Genomic DNA, 17,568 nt, shown 5'->3' with positions numbered 1-17,568 from the left:
CGGACACGCGCCTTGCGGCGCACCTATGCTAGCCACGAAAGATTCCCCACCCACTTGAATCACCTTTTTTCCCGGTTCAGTTCTATTTATTTTATTACCAACAAATTGCCACCCAAATTTACCATCACACAACACGACCTGTTTTTCAACCATCAAATGAAACAACAGGCTATGAACAGTAAAGATTTACACCTGACCCTTTGCTTAATCTTGCTTTTTTGCGGGTTTGCTTTTGCTCAGCAACAGTGGACGCCCCAACAATCCCATACAGACCGCGATCTGGAGGAGATATTTTTTGTCAATCCGGCTACCGGATGGGCATTCGGAGAAACCGATGGCGGGCAGACCGGCAACAATATCCGCCATACCAGCAACAGCGGCATCAACTGGCTTTCTCAGGGAATCGGACGGGAAAACGCCGAAATCAATGCTGCATGGATGTTTGACACTTTGTCGGGAATTGTCGTGGGTCGACATTCTCCCGACCACAATGAAGGACTGATCGCCCGCACACAAAACGGAGGCATCTCGTGGCAGTCAGACATTTCCGGTTTTGAGGAAGAACTCAACGACATTTTTTTTACAGATCATGTTCACGGCTGGATCGCCGGAAGTGAAGGATATGTTGCGTTTTCATCAGATGGCGGCCAAAGCTGGCAATCCCAAAATACCCCTACAAACAGAGACCTGTACGGAATTTATTTTTCCGATACACTCAATGGCGTCGCCGTTGGCGACGATGGTACCGTACTTCATACGGCTGACGGCGGCCAAAGCTGGCTGAAAGTAAATGCAGGCACAGACAGGGATCTGGCAGCAGTAACTTTTTCGGGCCAGAATCGCGCATGGGCGGCAGGCGACAACGGCAAAATCATCACCTCCAACGATGGGGGCCTCACCTGGGTTTCGCAGTCCAGCGGCACAGGTCGCGACCTGGCCGACATCGACTTTGTCAACGACTCTACCGGCTGGGCCGTCGGAGACGGAGGAATGGTAAGACATACTACCGATGGCGGACAGACGTGGATAGCAGAAAACAGTGGCACCAGCCGGGATATACGTTCCATTTATATGGTTGCCGATACCTGCGGCTGGTTTTGTGGTGATCATGGAATTATCTTCATTTACAAACCGGTGAAGTGCACGACCGTTGCCGCTTTTGGCATGTCAGTCGATACACTTGATCTTACCACCGGCAACACGGTGAGTTTTAGTGACAGCAGCCAGAACGCCACCAACTGGTTTTGGGATTTTGGAAATGGCAATACCAGTACACAGCAAAGCCCGGCTGACAGCTTTCCGGTGAGCGGAAATTATCTCATCCGGCTTATCGCCTCCGACGGACTGTGCAGTGATACGGCAACCCAAACCCTGGTAGTGGTGGACTCATTGGGAATGAACCTGATGGCGTTGCCTTTCCATGTTCTGGTATTTCCCAATCCGGTGTCTTATCAGGCAAAAATAGATGTAGTGAAAACGCACCCTTCCACACCGGAAGGAGAATTCACCCTGATCATTTTTGATATGGCGGGAAATATTTCGCGTATTCAGCCTTTTTCTCCGGAGGAAGGATTTGTGATAGAAAAAAACGGATTACCCGCAGGCCTGTATTTTTATCGGATAATTAGCCCTGAGGGACAGGCTGTGTCGGGAAAAATTGTGTTTCAATAGGCACCCCTATGCCTGAAAGACAGGTTGTGTTGTGCGGTAAGGCAGAAAATCCAACGATTTCTCTGTCTTACCGTCTTTTCAAATCATCAGATTCTTAACCACCGACATCATTTCTGCTTCATTTTCCAGAATACTACGGGTAAGCTGAAACTGATTCCGGCAGCGATGAAGGTTGTGTTCGGGATAATGAATTTTGTAATAAATATCGCCGTTGAGGTAATCTGTCAAAAACCGTATCCCCATTATCATAGTGATAAGGCGGGCGCCAAAAACGAGATTTTCGATTTCTACCGGGAGAAGAAATTCTCCTGCGGAGGCAAGATACCCTTCGGTCAGCGCATGGAAAATATCCATCCGAAGATATACCTTTGAGAGATCCGTTTCGTCTTCAGGAGAAGGACTGGTAAAGGTACGTACCATGTCGCCAAAGTCATAAATCACTGAGCCCGGCATGACCGTATCCAGATCAATGACACAGACACCATCCCCTGTAGACACATCCAGCAGGACATTATTGATTTTGGTATCATTGTGAGTAACTCTGACAGGGATTGTGCCGGAATCGAGCAGACTGAGGATACCCATCAGCTGATCTTTCATTTGAAGCGCAAAATCTACCTCTGCTTTTACCCAATCAAGCCGTTTGGCCGGGTTTTCAGCAATGGCTTTTTCAAGATTCTCATAACGCCAGCCAATATGGTGAAATTGCGGGAGAGACTCACCGATGGCTGCCGGCGAAAGGTCGGATAGGTATCGCTGAAATTCTCCGATCGCATACGCGGCCTGATAAGCCTGCGCAGGGGATTCCACCTCATTGACTGCAACTGTACCTTCGATAAACAAAAACACCCGCCAGAAGTTGCCCTCGTGATCCTGATAAAATGCCAGACGATTGGTAGCGGGGATCACGGTCATACAACGGCGGGAAATATCGGGCATACGAAAATCAACCAGCCGGCGGTGGATATGCTCGCAGACTGTAGCGATATTTTCACAGACCATGCGGGTACGGGTAAATACCTCGTGATTTACCCGTTGAAGGATATAGCGAACCGGGATACCAGCCTGAGAAAATTCTACCAGCGAGGTATCATGGATGTGGCCTGAGCCAAATGGTTTGGCTGAAACAAAATCGCCATAAATGACAAAGTGTTTCAGAATTTCCTGAAGATACGCTTCTTCTGCTACGCCCATAATTTTGGGGGATAATCACCTTTTTCTACCAGTTCAGCAATCTTTCCAACCACAATCGGGCGGTCTTCTTTGTAAGTTACCCCAAACCAGGTAGCATCAGAACTCAGCACTTTTACTGATCCACGTTTTTCATCGATCATCCGGCTGAGGATAGAAGGCACATAAAATTCAGACTTGGGGTTAAAGCCATTTTCTCGGATGAATGCGGAAAAATACGATTCTGCCATCGGAAATAATGCAGGCGTAAATCCGAACATATTCATGGAGACAATCGTGTCGGGAGGAAGCGAAACTTCCGTTTCCCCTTCCTGATAGACAATTTTATCGCCGGAAACACCGATTTTTGTTCTCTCGGTAACTGTCAGCAGGAAATCATTTTCATCACTGACACAGACTCCACGGGACACAAAACCATGCTCTGAAAGCGTATTTTCCAGTTTATAGCCCACCATACAAAAAGTAGGCTGAGTGATATCGAGCGTCATAAGGAATCGGGCCATAGTTTCAAAGGCTTCTTTTCCGTAGAAATCATCGGCGTTGATCATGGCAAAAGGTTCCTGTATCACATCGCGGGCAACAAGCACTGCCTGGCCTGTTCCCCAGGGTTTGACTCTTTCGGGGGTATAGGAAAGCCCCTGGGGCACATATTCGATTTCCTGAAGGACGTAATCCACCTCGATTTCAGAAGAAAATTTGCCGGAAAAGCTATCCTTAAACTCTTGTTCAATACTTTTCCTGATTACAAATACAACTTTACCAAAGCCAGCGCGGATAGCATCATATACAGAATAATCTATAATTGTCTCTCCGCTGGGGCCCAGGCCATCAATTTGTTTTAAACTTCCATAACGACTTCCGATGCCTGCAGCAAGTATGAGGAGGGTTGGTTTCATTTGTTTTAATGATTTTGTGCCGAATCTCTTATCTTTTGAGCAGGATGACAAACTTTTAGAAAGGAAATTATTACGCAAAAAAAAAGTGGGAGCCGGAAAACATCCGCTCCCACAGAACCAAACTCAAACTACTTCACTACTTATCTTGCTAATTAATCGAATAATATTCAAAAAAACCAGCAGGAATTAAATTTTTGTAATACTTATTATTGCTCGAGTTCCTTCTTTTTCAGGGGCAAACCTTTTTTCATTTCGTCGCCCATCATGCTTGCTGCAGTAAAAGATGTTACCATTTGGTTCATCATGTCGCTGGCATTGGATGGAGAGTTAGGCATCAGGAGCACATTGGTTCTGGAGTTAGAGCCAATAGACTGCAAGGTGTCATAGTGTTGGGTAACGACGATCAGCGCGGAAGCTTCCTGAGAGTTGATACCTACTTTATTGAGTGCTTCGACGGAGTCTTCAAGCCCTTTGGCAATCTCACGACGCTGGTCAGCAATACCCTGTCCCTGAAGTTTTTTACTTTCTGCTTCGGCTTGAGCGATAGCGACAATTTTGATTCTTTCAGCTTCTGCTTCGTACATAGCAGCGACTTTTTCACGCTCTGCGGCATTGATCCTGTTCATCGACTTTTTCACTTGCTCATCAGGGTCAATATCGGTTACGAGTGCTTTGACGATTCCATACCCGTAATTGTCCATTGCTTCTTCCAGTTCGGCTTTAATGGCAATCGCGATATCATCTTTCCGTGCAAAAACTTCATCGAGTTTCATTTTAGGTACTTCCGCACGGACAGTATCAAAAACATAAGAGGTAATTTGCATTTGCGGATCTTCCAATTCATAGAAAGCGTCATAAACTTTACCAGGAACAACCTGATATTGAACCGAAATTTTCATATGAACAAATACATCGTCTTTGGTCTTAGTCTCAACTTTTACATCAAGTTGTTGTACTTTGAGACTGATTTTTCCGGCGACCTGATCAGCAAAAGGAATTTTAAACTGAAAGCCAGCATTCGCTACCCGTTGAAACTTGCCAAAACGCTGAATCACTACCGCTTGTTTTTGTCTGACAATAACCCAGCCGCTTCTGATAAACAAAAACCCGGCAAAAATTCCGGCTCCTACTAGTGCAAATGGTTCCATAGTTATAGATGATTAGTTAATATTGGGGAGATTATTTCTTTTGATTTCTTAATATGTCGGAAAACGAATTCTAATATTACAAAAAAAATTAGGATTTTTGCGGCTTAATGGATGATTTATGAGTCAACGACCCTCTATTCCGGCAGGTACCCGGGACTTCGGCCCGGAAGTAATGATTCGGAGAGAATATATATTTGAAACCATACGAAAGGTTTTCCGCAAATATGGATATGCACCTTTGGAAACACCGGCAATGGAAAACCTGTCTGTTTTGACGGGAAAATACGGGGAAGAAGGTGACCGCCTGATTTTCAAAATCCTCAATTCCGGAGACTTCCTGAAGGATGTTGACGATTTTTCCGATGCAAAAAAACTCAGTTTTCAGATCAGTAGCCGCGCCCTGCGCTACGACCTTACCGTGCCTTTTGCCCGGTTTGTAGTGATGAATCAAAACGATATTACCTTCCCCTTCAAACGATACCAGATACAGCCCGTATGGCGCGCTGACAGACCGCAAAAGGGTCGCTACCGGGAGTTTTACCAGTGCGACGCCGACGTTGTCGGGTCTGACTCTCTGCTCTTTGAAGCAGAGTTTATCTGCATCTACGACGAAGCGTTCTCCAACCTTGGGTTTGACGACTTCACCATTATGCTCAACAACCGGAAAATCCTCACCGGCTATGCGGAAGTCATCCATCAGAAAGAGAAGTTTATGGATATATGCACAGCCATTGACAAACTCGACAAAATCGGGGAAGAGGGGGTGCGCAAAGAACTTAGCGACAGGGGAGTTTCCGTTGAAGGTGCAGACAAACTGTTTGAAATTATTACCTTTGAAGGAACCGCAGACGAAAAACTCGGCTTCCTGGAAAAAGCTTTTACGGGCTGCGAAGAGGGGCTGAAAGGCGTAGCAGAAATTCGGGAAGTGCTTCAGACTTATCGCCATCTCTCCCGGTTTGCTGGAAAAGTGGAATTTAACCTGAAGCTCGCCAGAGGGTTAAACTACTATACCGGCACGGTGTATGAAGTCAAAGTCAATAATTTTGCCATGGGAAGTATCGGCGGCGGGGGGCGGTATGCAGACCTCACCGGCGTGTTTGGAAAAAGCGGACTTTCCGGTGTGGGCATTTCTTTTGGCGCAGACAGGATCTACGACGTCATGGAAGGACTTGGCTTGTTTGGGCAAATATCTGCCTCAACTTCCCGGGTACTGATCATCAATTTTGGTGAGGACACCCTGGTTGCGGCTCTCCACGCGCTGCGCACTCTGCGCGAAGCGGGTTTTGCAGCTGAACTATACCCTGAGAAAACCAAAATTGGCAAACAGTTTTCCTACGCAGACAAAAAGTCCATTCCTTACACTCTTATCATCGGTGAGGAAGAAATAAAAACGGGGAAATACCAGCTAAAAGATATGCTGTCAGGTGAACAGCTATCCGTAAATATGGAGGAGTTGATCCAACAATTGGGCTAAATTCCCGGCACGATCAGTCGATGGCATGATGGGTCACAAAAAACGGAATATCTGCGATTGCAGTACTTTTTCCCGGATCTGAAATATACACAAATATACGGTATGCGCCGGGTTTATCAGGTGCGAAAAAGGTCATTACGCCGTCCTCAACCGTTTCGATCAGCCCGGCAATAGGCTGTGGCCGCTCTTCTTTGTCCCCTCCGGTAATCTTGATATAACTTCCTTCAGGGCGAATTTCCCATTTATAATTAAGCGGCTGGTTTTCGGGATCTTTCGCCAGCACCTTTGCCGAATAACGCTGATTTTTATACAGATAGATGTTTTCAGAATCGATCCGGTTGTTGAGTTTTACAGAGTCAATGACGGGTGCGCGGTTATCTGGCCATTTCCCTGTCCAGTTGAAACGGGCTGCCTCAACCAGCGTGGTAGGATCCCCTTCTTCCGTGAAAAAGCTAAACCATGTATGTGTGCGCTCCTGCTTATTTCCCCAAAAAAACAGATAAGAACCTATACACCACGATGTATCTTCCTGCATAGATTCGGTATATACTTCCACCAGCTTTTGTGCCTTGAGTGTACCTGACATATCAATGGGCACATGCCACTGCGTGGTTTGTCTTTCCCACCAACCCAATCCGCCCCATTCTGAAATAATATAAGGCCCCTTCCAACCCCACCAGGGTTTTCGGAGGTTTTCATTGAGCTTGCCCGCTGCCCCAAAGACATTAAACGAAAGAATATCTATTTCAGGCGCTTTCTCAGCAATCAACCGTGTATTGCGGGCATTGGGCATGATCATGGTGGTGGTCGGGTGATTGGGATCAATCTCATGGATCATAGCTGCAATATCATTGACCGCTACCCATACGTCTTCATTGGCATACCCCAAATCCAGTTCATTCCCGATTCCCCACATCAACAGAGCAGGATGGTCTTTATAGGTGAGGACATCTTTGCGAATCCGTTCTTTCTGCTCAGCGACCATATTGGGATCATTGTAATCCATGCCCAGTCTCTCCGGCCAAAGGTCAAGTCCAGCCAGGACTGTCAATCCGTGTGCCTGCGCCTGGTCCAGGGTTTCTGTCAGTTGGTAGGTCGACCATGTACGAATAGAATTGCCCCCATTTGCTGCGAGTTCTGCAAAATACTGATCCCCTCCTGCCCCTTTTATATAGTATGGTTGGCCATTGCGAAAGAGCTGGTATTTATTTCCCACTTGCCGTATTTCTACGGTTTTATTAAATGATGCATCTACTCCGGGGAATTTTTTTTCCGGAAAGAGGCAACCCGTCCATACAAACATCACGGGCAGACATATGAGCAATATCGTGGCTTTATCTATTTTCATCGTCCACTCAGGGGTTTTGCATTTTCATGATTCTGAGATTGTTTCTCTTGAATATCAATGGGTTCAGAAGCTGTTACGACGTTGCCATAAAAGTCGCTGATATAGAGATAAAGCCGATACGAATACTTGTCGTCAGGTATATAAATGGACGCTTCTTTTCCATTGAATGCCAACTTCACATCGCCCGAATCATCGAGATATTTTTCACGCATGAGGAACCATTCGTAGGTCATATTCCAGCTCCGGTTGTTTTCAGTTACTGCCCGGAAGGTGTAGGTTTTGCCTCGTTCGAGGGCAAAACCCGGACCATTGATATAAGCTTCATATAAAGGCGGGGCATTTTTTTCCTCTTTCCACACATTTTTTAATGCATAATAGGAGGGTTTGAGCCTGCCTTTAAAATCAGTGATACCAAACCATGTTGCTGTGCCCTCCATACGGTCAGACCAGCAAAAGGCAATTCCACCTACATTAGAGCCTTTGTTTGATACGATATACTTCGTCCAGCTCTGTCCATAGTTCTGCGCTTTTTCGAAACTGGAATTTTCTTCCGGAATGAGGTTTCTTGCATAGTTGGGGGTGCTCGGGTCCCAATACTTAACCGGCCCGAATGAAGACACCAGGTACGGGCGGTCGGGAATATACGTATTGGCAATTCCTTCCAGTGTCTGAATTCTTTCGCCGTAATAGGTATTGATACCAATGATATCTACGGAAGGCGTAAATCTTCTATAAGCATCCAGACAGGCAGTCAGGTCCTGGTTATGTTCCAGCGCAGCAAAAACCGGGTGCGCAGGGTCAATTTTTTTAATCTCACGGGCCAGTTCTTCTATCAATCGGATGTGTGCGCGGCGTACCCTCGAAAGGTAGGGCGGAGCATAATGATACTTCAGACTCGCCCAGGTTTCGTTGCCGAGTGTCCACCCCAATACCGCAGGATAATCTTTGAAACGAGCTATGGTAGCCAGCGTATTCCTCCTGATTTCCTCTACAGCTAAAGTATCAGCATAATAGTCAACCGCAGGATCAAACCACAGGCCGTACAAAACTTTCAGGTTATGTTCTTGTGCGATATTGAGTACATTTTTTTCATAAACGCCGCTATTTCCATACCGACGAATCGTATTTGCCCCCATCTGGCTGATCCTTGAAAAATCTTTAGTCAGCTGTCTTCTTGTCAGAGGGAGATATCCGTCTCTCCAGTCATGGGTCGCATTGTAGGCTACCCCCCGGATATAAAAAGGTTTTCCATTTACCAGCAGGTCAAATCCATGGTCCGATTTTTTCACAAATTCTGAATGCCACTCTTTGAATGTTTCAGCCTGATAGAGATTTTCAGAAGGGATAAAAGGAGCTGCATGGCTAAACGAACGAGTGTTGGCAAACTGATCAAAAGCGTCCTGAAGATTATCAGGAATTTCACCGGAAACCAATCCATGAATTTCAGGGAATAATTCATCAATATCAGCCAGCGCTTCAGTGAGCCATTGACTGGCATTTCCCCCGGATACCCCTTCTGCAAAGTCTTGAATGATGACGGGCTGCCCCCTGTATCCGTCAAAGTTTCGCAAGGCCATCGCATAGCTTTCATACCTGTCATGAAAAGACCCGGGCGTATGATTGAGTGAAATACCAATCCAGTTTACAAAATTTTCTCCGGGATAAAAGGCAGGAATGGATTCGGGGAATGAAGGAGAATATACCCAGGTAACGTTTGATGCGCCGACATTGCCAAACTCTGTGACCAAATATACCCAGGCATCCTTAAAATCATTTACATAATCATCCCCCGGCCGGTACCATTCAGCGCTGGGATTGTCAGAACCCGGGGCAAAGTTCAGAAATATCGGGCGGTCGATTTGACGCAGTGCGTTGCCCAAGGTGCGTATTTCCCGGTCATATTTGTGATTAAGAATGGAAGCAAATACGGAGGTAGTATCTGAAATCTCCTCCTTTTTCATGATGGGTAACCAGTTGATCAGAGGTACAACGCCCAAATCAGAAATATTGCGCAGAAATGTATCGGTTACAGCAATACTAAACCCGCTGTAGTCAAGGGAAGCTACACCCGGATAAATACCAGAATCTTCCTTAAATTCTTTGAGTTTTTTGCCCGCAATCTGCTGATTTTCGCCTTCCAGATGAATCCCGGTATAATACCAGTTTACCTGACTGGTTTCCTGCATTGCGAGCTCTTTCATCAGTTGTCGCTGGTTCGTTTCATAAATCGCATAACTGCTCAAAGTAAAAATCAACACAACAGACAATACCAATGAACTATTTCGAATCAGGCGATAAAGAATATAATGCCGAAGATTCCACCAGAATGCACGTATTCCGGTGATCAATTCGTCCATCCCCATCCAGTCGTAAATGCTGATCATCATCTTTTGCTGGCTCATCAAAACCACAATAGAGAGGATTGTCGCATTCACCAAAGCATACCCTGCCATAAAAAAGCTGTAGGGATTCCAGTCAATCGACAACCCATAAATGACTGCGCCAACACTGGCGACAATGGCAATGATATTCGGAAGGCTAAGGAGCCATGCATTGGAAGGTTTGTCATCTTTGGGGGTAGGAATATAGGGCACTTTGATCCGGAAAATGCTGTAAATAAATCCTACGAGAAAAACCCACCAGGAACCAAAACGAAGGAAGCCTCCCAACACGTGAAAGCCTCTTTCATGTTCTTCCAGCATATACTTTTGGGCAAACTGCCTGATCAGCATAGACAAAGCCAACATAGGAGTAACGACCATCAGAAACTGATCCATTTCCACATGCCATGGCACTTCGGCCATCAAAAGGGAAAGAATCGGAATGAGGATATCAATCAGGCTGATCAGTCCGGATAAAAAATACAGCGGAATGGTAAAGTAATGAATATTCTGCCGCCAGGTAAGTTTCCGGATCAAACGGGGATATTCGAGAAACAGCAATTCAAACGCACCTCTGGCCCATTTCATTTGCTGCTTGTAGTAAGCCGAAAGCGTAGCAGGTACCAGCCCACGGGTCAACAATTCGGGCACATACAGTGATTTCCAGCCTTTGGCATGGATTTGCATGGCGGTATGCATATCTTCGCATAAACCGGCGGCATGTCCGCCGATGGAATCCAGGGCAGCCCTGCGAAAAGTACAATTGGCACCAATCGCCTGCGCAGTTCCGTACGAATTCATGCTCATCATCATCGGACCATAGAAATGGTAGGTCTGCTCCGCAGCACCTTTTGCGATAAAACTTTCGGTACGGTTGCTGTAAGCCTGTACACACTGTACATATCCGATCTCCGGGTCTTCAAAATAGTTGACTACCCGATCAATGAAGTCCGGTGCAGGCTCATGGTCCGGATCAAGGATAATGGCCAGCTCGCCTTTGGCAAAATTAAACAGCGTATAATTGATATTTCCGGCCTTGGCATTGGTTTTATTTGTACCCCGATAAACATGAATAACACCAAGTTCTTCACATATTTTCTTCAGGTAGGGATCATTGGCCTCGTCACATAGGTAAGTCGTGTGCGGATATGTCACCGCTTTCATCGCCCGAAGGGTATTGATAATCATAGGATATGGCTCCCCTGCGCAATAGGTAGTCAGCATATCCACCGTCCATGTACGGGTGGACTCAGGCATTTGAGGAACAGAGATCGCTCCATAGTGATACCACTCATGGAGTAATTCAAGTATTTTAAATCCCAGAGCGAAGGTCAATGGCCAGAAAAGAAGTCTGGTTCCAATATGTTCAGAATCAATAAACCACCATAAAAAGAGGATTACAGATCCTATACCCAGCAGAATAAGAAAACGTATCCCCCATGTTTCTGATGGAGAAGGGGGATCAATTTGCCGCCTCTGCAAGGCATGTTTTTGCCAACGTCCAAAGTCAATCATTCAGCCTATTAATCCGATATTTTTCAGTTCTTCAACCCCTGTGAATGCCGTATCAAAAAACCCATCACAGAGATGTATTGATCATTTACAGTTCAAACTTCTATTATTATGCCAAATTTTCCATCCCCTGCGGTTCAAATGGTAAGTTATGCGATCTCAACGGTAGGGAATGAATTTACTACTGTCGAAATAGTTAATCTTTCCGGAGTTTATAAAGCCAAAATCGCCCCAATTCATCATGGATGATATGACAAGATATGTAGTAATATGTTAAAAATCGAGAGTTTTTGTAGAAAAAATGCAAAATTATGGTTTGAGCCAGGCGGGGTGCTGTTCTTCAAAATCTGTCTCGTCCTGGAAAGCTTTCGCCAACCGGAGAATTTTTGCCTCTTCAAACAAATTCCCTAAAAAAGTGATTCCCGATGGGCTGCCATTGGCATAAAAGCCGTTGGGTACCACTACAGATGGGTGCCCTGTAAGATTCGTAATCAGCAACTGATCGCCCTCAAAACTGGGGGCTACCACCACATCAAAAGGCTGCATACATTCATTCATCTGCGATATCAGGATGGTGCGGATTCGATTTGCCTGGATATACTCTACGGCCGGAATAAATCGTGCGGTGCGAAATACATTGGGCCAGGCATTCTTGATCTGGCGCACGAGCAAGCTGTCGCGGTTTGAGCGTGTCAGCTCATCAAAAGCTGCGGCGGCCTCCGCAGAAAGTATAATACCCAAAGCATTTACCGGCAGGTTTTCGGGCAGGGTTACCGGTTCGAGGTTTATTCCCATGCCACGTAAGATTTCGAGCGATTTTATATCATTTGCTTTTCCCGGGTAGTCGGCATCAAATAAACTGGCCAGATACCCCACTTTCAATGCAGAAACCGGCAGGCGGGGGGTATAATTAAATGCCGCAGGTATCAGCGACAAATCTTTTTCATCCAACCCCCGGATGACATCAAATACAAGGGCACAGTCATTGGCAGTACGGCAAATAGGGCCAATCTTGTCCATACTCCAGCTCAGTGCCATCGCGCCGGAGCGGCTTACCCGTCCATATGAAGGCCTAAGTCCCGTATCGCCGCATCGCATGGAGGGGGACACGATAGACCCCCAGGTTTCTGTGCCGATAGAAAAGGCCACCAGCCCTGCGGCAGTAGCCGAAGCGGAGCCGGCGGAAGATCCGCTGGAGCCTTCTTTTACATTCCACGGATTGCGGGTCGTACCGCCAAACCAAACATCGCCCCAGGCGAGTGCGCCCATAGTAAGCTTTGCCACAAGTACAGCACCGGCAGAATCCAGCCGCTGAACCACTGTAGCGGTTTCACTCAAAACCTGATCCTGATAAGGTTTTGCCCCCCAGGTCGTCGGATACCCTTCCACCGAAAGCAGGTCTTTCACCCCATAAGGAATGCCATGAAGGGGACCGCGATATTTACCTGCCCTGATTTCCCGGTCTGCCTTTCTGGCCATTCGCAGTGCCCGGTCTTCGGTCAGGGTAATCACACAAGCCAGCGTATCTCCGTATTTTTTCAGCCGGTTGATATAGATCATCGTCAGCTCCTCTGAAGTGATTTTTTTATTTTTGATCAGTACCGATAATTCAGAAACAGAATAAAATGCCAGCGCTTCCCGGTTTTCAGGAACGATCACCTGTTTGGGTAAATCCCAGCGTATTTTTATCTGTTTGTCAGGAACAATAAACCCCGGTGGCAATGGCTGAAACCCGACAGAAGGAATAATGGCGTTGGGCAAAGCAACTGAACGAATCGCCTCATAGTCTTTTCTCTGATCTTCCAATCCACTCAACATCGAATCGATTTCGGCAGGTTCGAAGTGCAATCCCATCAGCGCCTGAGCTGAAGTCGGAAGTGCGGGAGAAATTTGTGCCGAAAGGACATTCAATAAAAAGAATTGAACGACGCAAAATGAGAAAAATCCTAAAAATCGCTTCATGTGTTAATTGTTTTTTAAAATCAACAACAATTTAATGCACAATTCTGACTAAATTACATGTTGTGTGGATGGTACACATTGGAAAATAATTTTGGTGGTATGAAATTGAGGATTCTCCCCTTTTTATTTGGCTTTTTTGTAATCTTTGGCTTTAAAAGTACTGCTCAGGACTCTGCAGAGTCATTGAAGATTGTGGAAATTTCCCGGCCACTCGATACGTTGGTTCAAAAGGTTATCCGCGACAACTTTATCTATACCGAAAGGTGGGATACGCTGGCGCAAATGCGCTTCTGGCGAAGGATAATGACCCTTTCCCCGGATTCGAGTGTGTTGAATGTAGCAGATACACGAAAGGTACTCCACACGTTTCCCACTGCTTTTTATGATTCGCTTTCCACTGATGCCAAATTGAAGTTTAAGGATTCGATGCTCACCCAATTTGGCTTGCCCAAGGGGACCCGGCTGTATGTAACTTACGGTAAAAGTGATTACTACCAACACAGAGCCGTACTGCCCGCCATCAGCAAAGCCATTGATGTATTTAAACAATACGAAACAGATCCCTGGTATGCACAGGCCATTCTCCTGATCGAAAGTCCGGGGCAGATTCGCAAATCTTATGCAGGAGCCAATGGATCTTTTCAGTTGATGAAATATGTGGCGGTTGAAGGAGGACTGACCGTCAATAGTCAGGTAGATGAGCGCGAAGATCTCGAAAAATCCGCCATGGCTGCCGCCAAATACCTCAAAAAAACCTGCATCCCTGAGGTCAGGGCTATGCTTAATGCCTACGGAATCAAATATCAGGAAAACGAACTGTGGTTCCGGCTCCTGGTACTCCATGTTTACCATGCCGGAGCGGGCAATGTAAGGGGCGCACTCCGACTCATTCAACCAAAGACCGGAGGTATAGACCTGATCCGGGAGCTTTGGACTACAGAATATAAAGGATTTCGCAACGCATCCCAAAACTACTCTCAGGTTGCGATTGCGTCTTTTCTTGAACTTGATCGTATCATCGAAACAGAATACAGCGTCCTGAACCGGCACTGATTCTGTTAAATATTGCTACTACTATGTTTCGTATGGGTCTGATGTTATGGATATTTTTCCAGGCATTTGTGCTTGCTGCGCAGCCTGCCGTTCCCTGTTTTTCGATCAAAGACTATGGGGCATCAGGTGAAAAAAGCCAAAAAGCGACATCCTTCATTCAAAAAGCATTGGATGATTGCACCGCTTCCGGTGGAGGAATTGTCTATTTCCCACCGGGTGAATACCTTTCCGGATCTTTGCGGATTTCCAGCAATACCACCCTATGGCTGGAAGCCGGAGCGACACTTTACGCCAGCCAGGACACCGCAGATTACCACATCTACAGAAGTCTGAGTGAGCCCGTACTACTGTTTGCAGACAGTGCGCATCATATCACTATTCGGGGGAAAGGTAAAATCCACGGGCAGGCCCGTCGGGTATATGAAGACCTGAAGTCTGTAGATGGTTTTATTCCGGATATAACAGAAAATGCCCGCAAAGCCGGAGTTGAGATGAAAATGTACTACAAAGTCAAACCTTATGTAAGGCTGGTAGTACTTGAGCATTCCTCAGATATTACCGTAGAAGACATTTCCCTGATCGAATCCTGTTCGTGGACACTGGATCTGAAACAATGCCAGCGGGTATATATCCGGGGCGTTTATATCGAATCAAGCCTCCAGGCAGGCGTAAACTCAGATGGGATTGATGTGGATGGCTGCCGGGATGTGGTAATTTCAGATTGTATTGTCACCACCGGCGACGATGCCATCGTGCTCAAAGCCAATTTTACCAAAGGGGTCCAACATCACTGTGAAAATGTAACCGTCACCAACTGCGTGGTCTCCTCCTCTTCAGCGGGGCTGAAGCTGGGCACCGAAAGCTATGGAGATTTCCGACACATTACTTTTAGCAACTGCGTCGTGCGAAATGCCAACCGCGGACTGAGTATTGTCATGCGGGATGGCGGGACTGTGGAAAATGTTTTATTTTCCAATATCACCATAGAAACCAGCCGGAGACATTTCAACTGGTGGGGAGATGGCGATCCGATCTCGATTATTTTGCGCAAACGCCGGCCCAATTCCAAACTGGGATTTATCCGCAACGTAGTGTTTGAAAATATTGTTGCCACCGGGCAGGGAACCAGCAGAATAGGCGGTTATGCCCCCGATTCTCTTCACCCGGAAGGGCGCCAGCTGGAAAATATTCAGCTTCGCCATGTGCAATTGAAAATGGAACCCGAAAATTATCTGGATAAACGTGCAGACTGGGGATTTGAAGCCCATGATGTAAACGGGTTAAAAATTTCCGGAATGGAAGTCTCCTGGGATTCAGTGCACACAGAACCCGCATGGAAAGGCGCCGTTCACCTTTACAATTGTGATGAAGTACAAATCAAAGATTTCACGGGTAGACAAGGGTTGATGGAAAATCGATCTCCCGTTATTCTACTGGAAAATGTACCCATAACCCTACTCGATGAGATCTATGCCTCGCCGGGATCTGGTACCCTGATCGCCATTTCAGGCGAAAAAACACGCACTGTGATTGCCTCAAATGTAGACCCGCTCAACCGCTCTGCAGAAAAAATCAAAGTAAGTAAGGAAGTAGGGAAAAACGTCGTCAGGAGAAAATAAATTAATTCGTAATTTGAACTATCTGACGATTCCGAAACTTTCACCATTAAGGCGGAAGTAATAACCGTATAAACATACGGAAGCAAATACAGGATAGTTGATACGTAAATTAGTAGGTAAGTGAATAATGGCCGAAATTATTCAATGCCTTGTTTTTGTACCTGAATACTGACTGTAACGTGAAAAGGATTTGGTCTATTTGGTTAATTCCCGGCTTTTGTGCCCTGATCTATCTCCCTGCTCAGCTTCTCACTTCCGACCCGGCAGCCCGGTTTGCTGCGGCCAGTATGATGGAAAATCCGGTAATTCCCGCCGGAATTGAAGTTACCCTGTTTAATAATGACAGTGTAGCCAATATTTTCGCTTCATTTGACACCCAATGTGAGGATCTTTCCGATACACTGAATCCAGGTTTTACGATAGAGGTCAACCCTCGCTTTCTGGGTTGCCTTACCACAGTGGTTGATACACAGCTCTATCGGCAAAGATGGGATACGCTCGCACAGCCAGTTTTTTGGCGAATGGTAATGAATATGGGATTGGATTCGTGTATTGTAAATATCGCCAGTTCCCGCAAAATCATCGAAGTGCGCCCCTCAGGCTGGTGGGAAGCCAAAACAGATTCCATGCAGGAAAATTACCGGGACAGTGTGCGCACCCTTTTTGGGATGGAAAACGATGTACCGGTTTTTATTACTTATGGAAAACGCCATTACTATAAATTCAACAAAGTCTTGCCCAGTATCACCAAAGGAATCAGGATATTTGAGGAAATGAATGTGGATCCCTGGTATGCACAAGCCATTTTGCTGATTGAAAGTCCCGGCCAATTGCAGTACTCACCGGTTGGTGCCTATGGTTCGTTTCAGTTGATGAAACAAGTAGCCCTTGAACACGGGCTTGTGGTCAATGATTCTATTGATGAGCGTGAAGATTTTGAAAAATCAGCCTCAGCTGCTGCCAAGCTTATCGCTTCCCGCTGTGTACCCCAGACCCGTTATATGCTCCGGAAACGGAATATCACTTTTCAGGAAACAGACCTTTGGTTCAGGCTGCTTGTACTGCATTCCTACCATGCAGGTGCCGGCAATGTAGAAGCCGTACTTCAAAAAATAAACCCCACCGAAGGTGGGCAGGGGCTGATGTTGCAGATTTGGAAAACCGAATCAGGCGGATTTAAAAATGCCAGCCAGAATTATAGCCAGGTGGCTTTGGCCTCCATTCTGGAACTCAACCGAATCATTGAAGCATTGCCTGATACGGTGTGCAGAGACACTGCTTTAGGGTTAAACCCCGCTTTACCAAGAATTTAA

11 protein-coding genes are annotated in these 17,568 nt (G+C 46.2%); 5 read left to right on the top strand and 6 right to left on the bottom strand.

Annotation, left to right across the window (positions count from 1 at the left end; translation table 11 throughout):
- Positions 1 to 171: 171 nt before the first annotated feature.
- The gene (locus tag R3D00_12270) at positions 172 to 1,671 is read left to right on the top strand and encodes a YCF48-related protein (protein MEZ4773951.1); all 1,500 of its coding nucleotides are present in this window, start codon (positions 172 to 174) and stop codon (positions 1,669 to 1,671) included.
- Between the two features lie 78 nt (positions 1,672 to 1,749).
- Here R3D00_12270 and R3D00_12265 read toward each other — a convergent pair whose 3' ends face one another.
- From R3D00_12265 to R3D00_12255, 3 genes are all read right to left on the bottom strand, one after another.
- Positions 1,750 to 2,865 (bottom strand): aminoglycoside phosphotransferase family protein, encoded by a 1,116-nt coding sequence (locus R3D00_12265; GenBank protein ID MEZ4773950.1) that lies wholly within the window; start codon positions 2,863 to 2,865, stop codon positions 1,750 to 1,752.
- Complete coding sequence (locus R3D00_12260) at positions 2,856 to 3,758, bottom strand: sugar phosphate nucleotidyltransferase (GenBank protein ID MEZ4773949.1); 903 nt, start codon at positions 3,756 to 3,758, stop codon at positions 2,856 to 2,858. The genes R3D00_12265 and R3D00_12260 overlap by 10 nt, the downstream gene beginning before the upstream one ends.
- Positions 3,759 to 3,964: 206 nt before the next feature.
- A complete protein-coding gene (locus R3D00_12255) occupies positions 3,965 to 4,906 on the bottom strand; it encodes an SPFH domain-containing protein (GenBank protein MEZ4773948.1) in 942 nt (313 codons plus the stop codon).
- 118 nt (positions 4,907 to 5,024) lie between these two features.
- Between R3D00_12255 and hisS the strand changes: the two genes are divergently transcribed.
- Positions 5,025 to 6,380 (top strand): histidine--tRNA ligase, encoded by a 1,356-nt coding sequence (hisS, locus tag R3D00_12250; protein ID MEZ4773947.1) that lies wholly within the window; start codon positions 5,025 to 5,027, stop codon positions 6,378 to 6,380.
- 13 nt (positions 6,381 to 6,393) lie between these two features.
- On the opposite strand, the gene R3D00_12245 is transcribed toward hisS, so the two are convergent.
- From R3D00_12245 to R3D00_12235, 3 genes are all read right to left on the bottom strand, one after another.
- Entirely contained in the window at positions 6,394 to 7,728 is a 1,335-nt protein-coding gene (locus R3D00_12245) for a glycoside hydrolase family 2 TIM barrel-domain containing protein (protein MEZ4773946.1), read from the bottom strand.
- Positions 7,725 to 11,624 carry a glycosyltransferase gene (locus R3D00_12240; GenBank protein ID MEZ4773945.1) on the bottom strand — a complete coding sequence of 1,300 codons (3,900 nt, stop codon included), beginning with the start codon at positions 11,622 to 11,624 and terminating at the stop codon, positions 7,725 to 7,727. The genes R3D00_12245 and R3D00_12240 overlap by 4 nt, the downstream gene beginning before the upstream one ends.
- A 306-nt stretch (positions 11,625 to 11,930) precedes the next feature.
- Positions 11,931 to 13,583: an amidase gene (locus R3D00_12235; GenBank protein MEZ4773944.1), complete on the bottom strand. Its 1,653-nt coding sequence runs from the start codon at positions 13,581 to 13,583 to the stop codon at positions 11,931 to 11,933.
- Between the two features lie 99 nt (positions 13,584 to 13,682).
- Here R3D00_12235 and R3D00_12230 point away from each other — a divergent pair, with 99 nt between their 5' ends.
- The 3 genes from R3D00_12230 (at position 13,683) to R3D00_12220 (ending at position 17,568) form a co-directional block, all read left to right on the top strand.
- Complete coding sequence (locus R3D00_12230) at positions 13,683 to 14,636, top strand: transglycosylase SLT domain-containing protein (GenBank protein ID MEZ4773943.1); 954 nt, start codon at positions 13,683 to 13,685, stop codon at positions 14,634 to 14,636.
- 23 nt (positions 14,637 to 14,659) lie between these two features.
- Positions 14,660 to 16,255, top strand: coding sequence for a glycosyl hydrolase family 28 protein (locus tag R3D00_12225; protein MEZ4773942.1), 1,596 nt, complete (start codon positions 14,660 to 14,662; stop codon positions 16,253 to 16,255).
- 179 nt (positions 16,256 to 16,434) lie between these two features.
- Positions 16,435 to 17,568 (top strand): transglycosylase SLT domain-containing protein, encoded by a 1,134-nt coding sequence (locus tag R3D00_12220; protein MEZ4773941.1) that lies wholly within the window; start codon positions 16,435 to 16,437, stop codon positions 17,566 to 17,568.

The organism is Bacteroidia bacterium (assembly GCA_041391665.1).
Lineage (GTDB): Bacteria > Bacteroidota > Bacteroidia > J057 > J057 > JAGQVA01.
The sequence above is the reverse complement of the archived record's forward strand: the minus strand, read 5'-3'. Positions and strand labels throughout refer to the sequence as shown.

Excerpts from the sequence above, each read along its gene's own strand:
- R3D00_12270 (MEZ4773951.1), top strand. The coding sequence starts at position 172 with ATGAACAGTAAAGATTTACACCTGACCCTTTGCTTAATCTTGCTTTTT.
- R3D00_12265 (MEZ4773950.1), bottom strand. The coding sequence starts at position 2,865 with ATGGGCGTAGCAGAAGAAGCGTATCTTCAGGAAATTCTGAAACACTTT.
- R3D00_12260 (MEZ4773949.1), bottom strand. The coding sequence starts at position 3,758 with ATGAAACCAACCCTCCTCATACTTGCTGCAGGCATCGGAAGTCGTTAT.
- R3D00_12255 (MEZ4773948.1), bottom strand. The coding sequence starts at position 4,906 with ATGGAACCATTTGCACTAGTAGGAGCCGGAATTTTTGCCGGGTTTTTG.
- hisS (MEZ4773947.1), top strand. The coding sequence starts at position 5,025 with ATGAGTCAACGACCCTCTATTCCGGCAGGTACCCGGGACTTCGGCCCG.
- R3D00_12245 (MEZ4773946.1), bottom strand. The coding sequence starts at position 7,728 with ATGAAAATAGATAAAGCCACGATATTGCTCATATGTCTGCCCGTGATG.
- R3D00_12240 (MEZ4773945.1), bottom strand. The coding sequence starts at position 11,624 with ATGATTGACTTTGGACGTTGGCAAAAACATGCCTTGCAGAGGCGGCAA.
- R3D00_12235 (MEZ4773944.1), bottom strand. The coding sequence starts at position 13,583 with ATGAAGCGATTTTTAGGATTTTTCTCATTTTGCGTCGTTCAATTCTTT.
- R3D00_12230 (MEZ4773943.1), top strand. The coding sequence starts at position 13,683 with ATGAAATTGAGGATTCTCCCCTTTTTATTTGGCTTTTTTGTAATCTTT.
- R3D00_12225 (MEZ4773942.1), top strand. The coding sequence starts at position 14,660 with ATGTTTCGTATGGGTCTGATGTTATGGATATTTTTCCAGGCATTTGTG.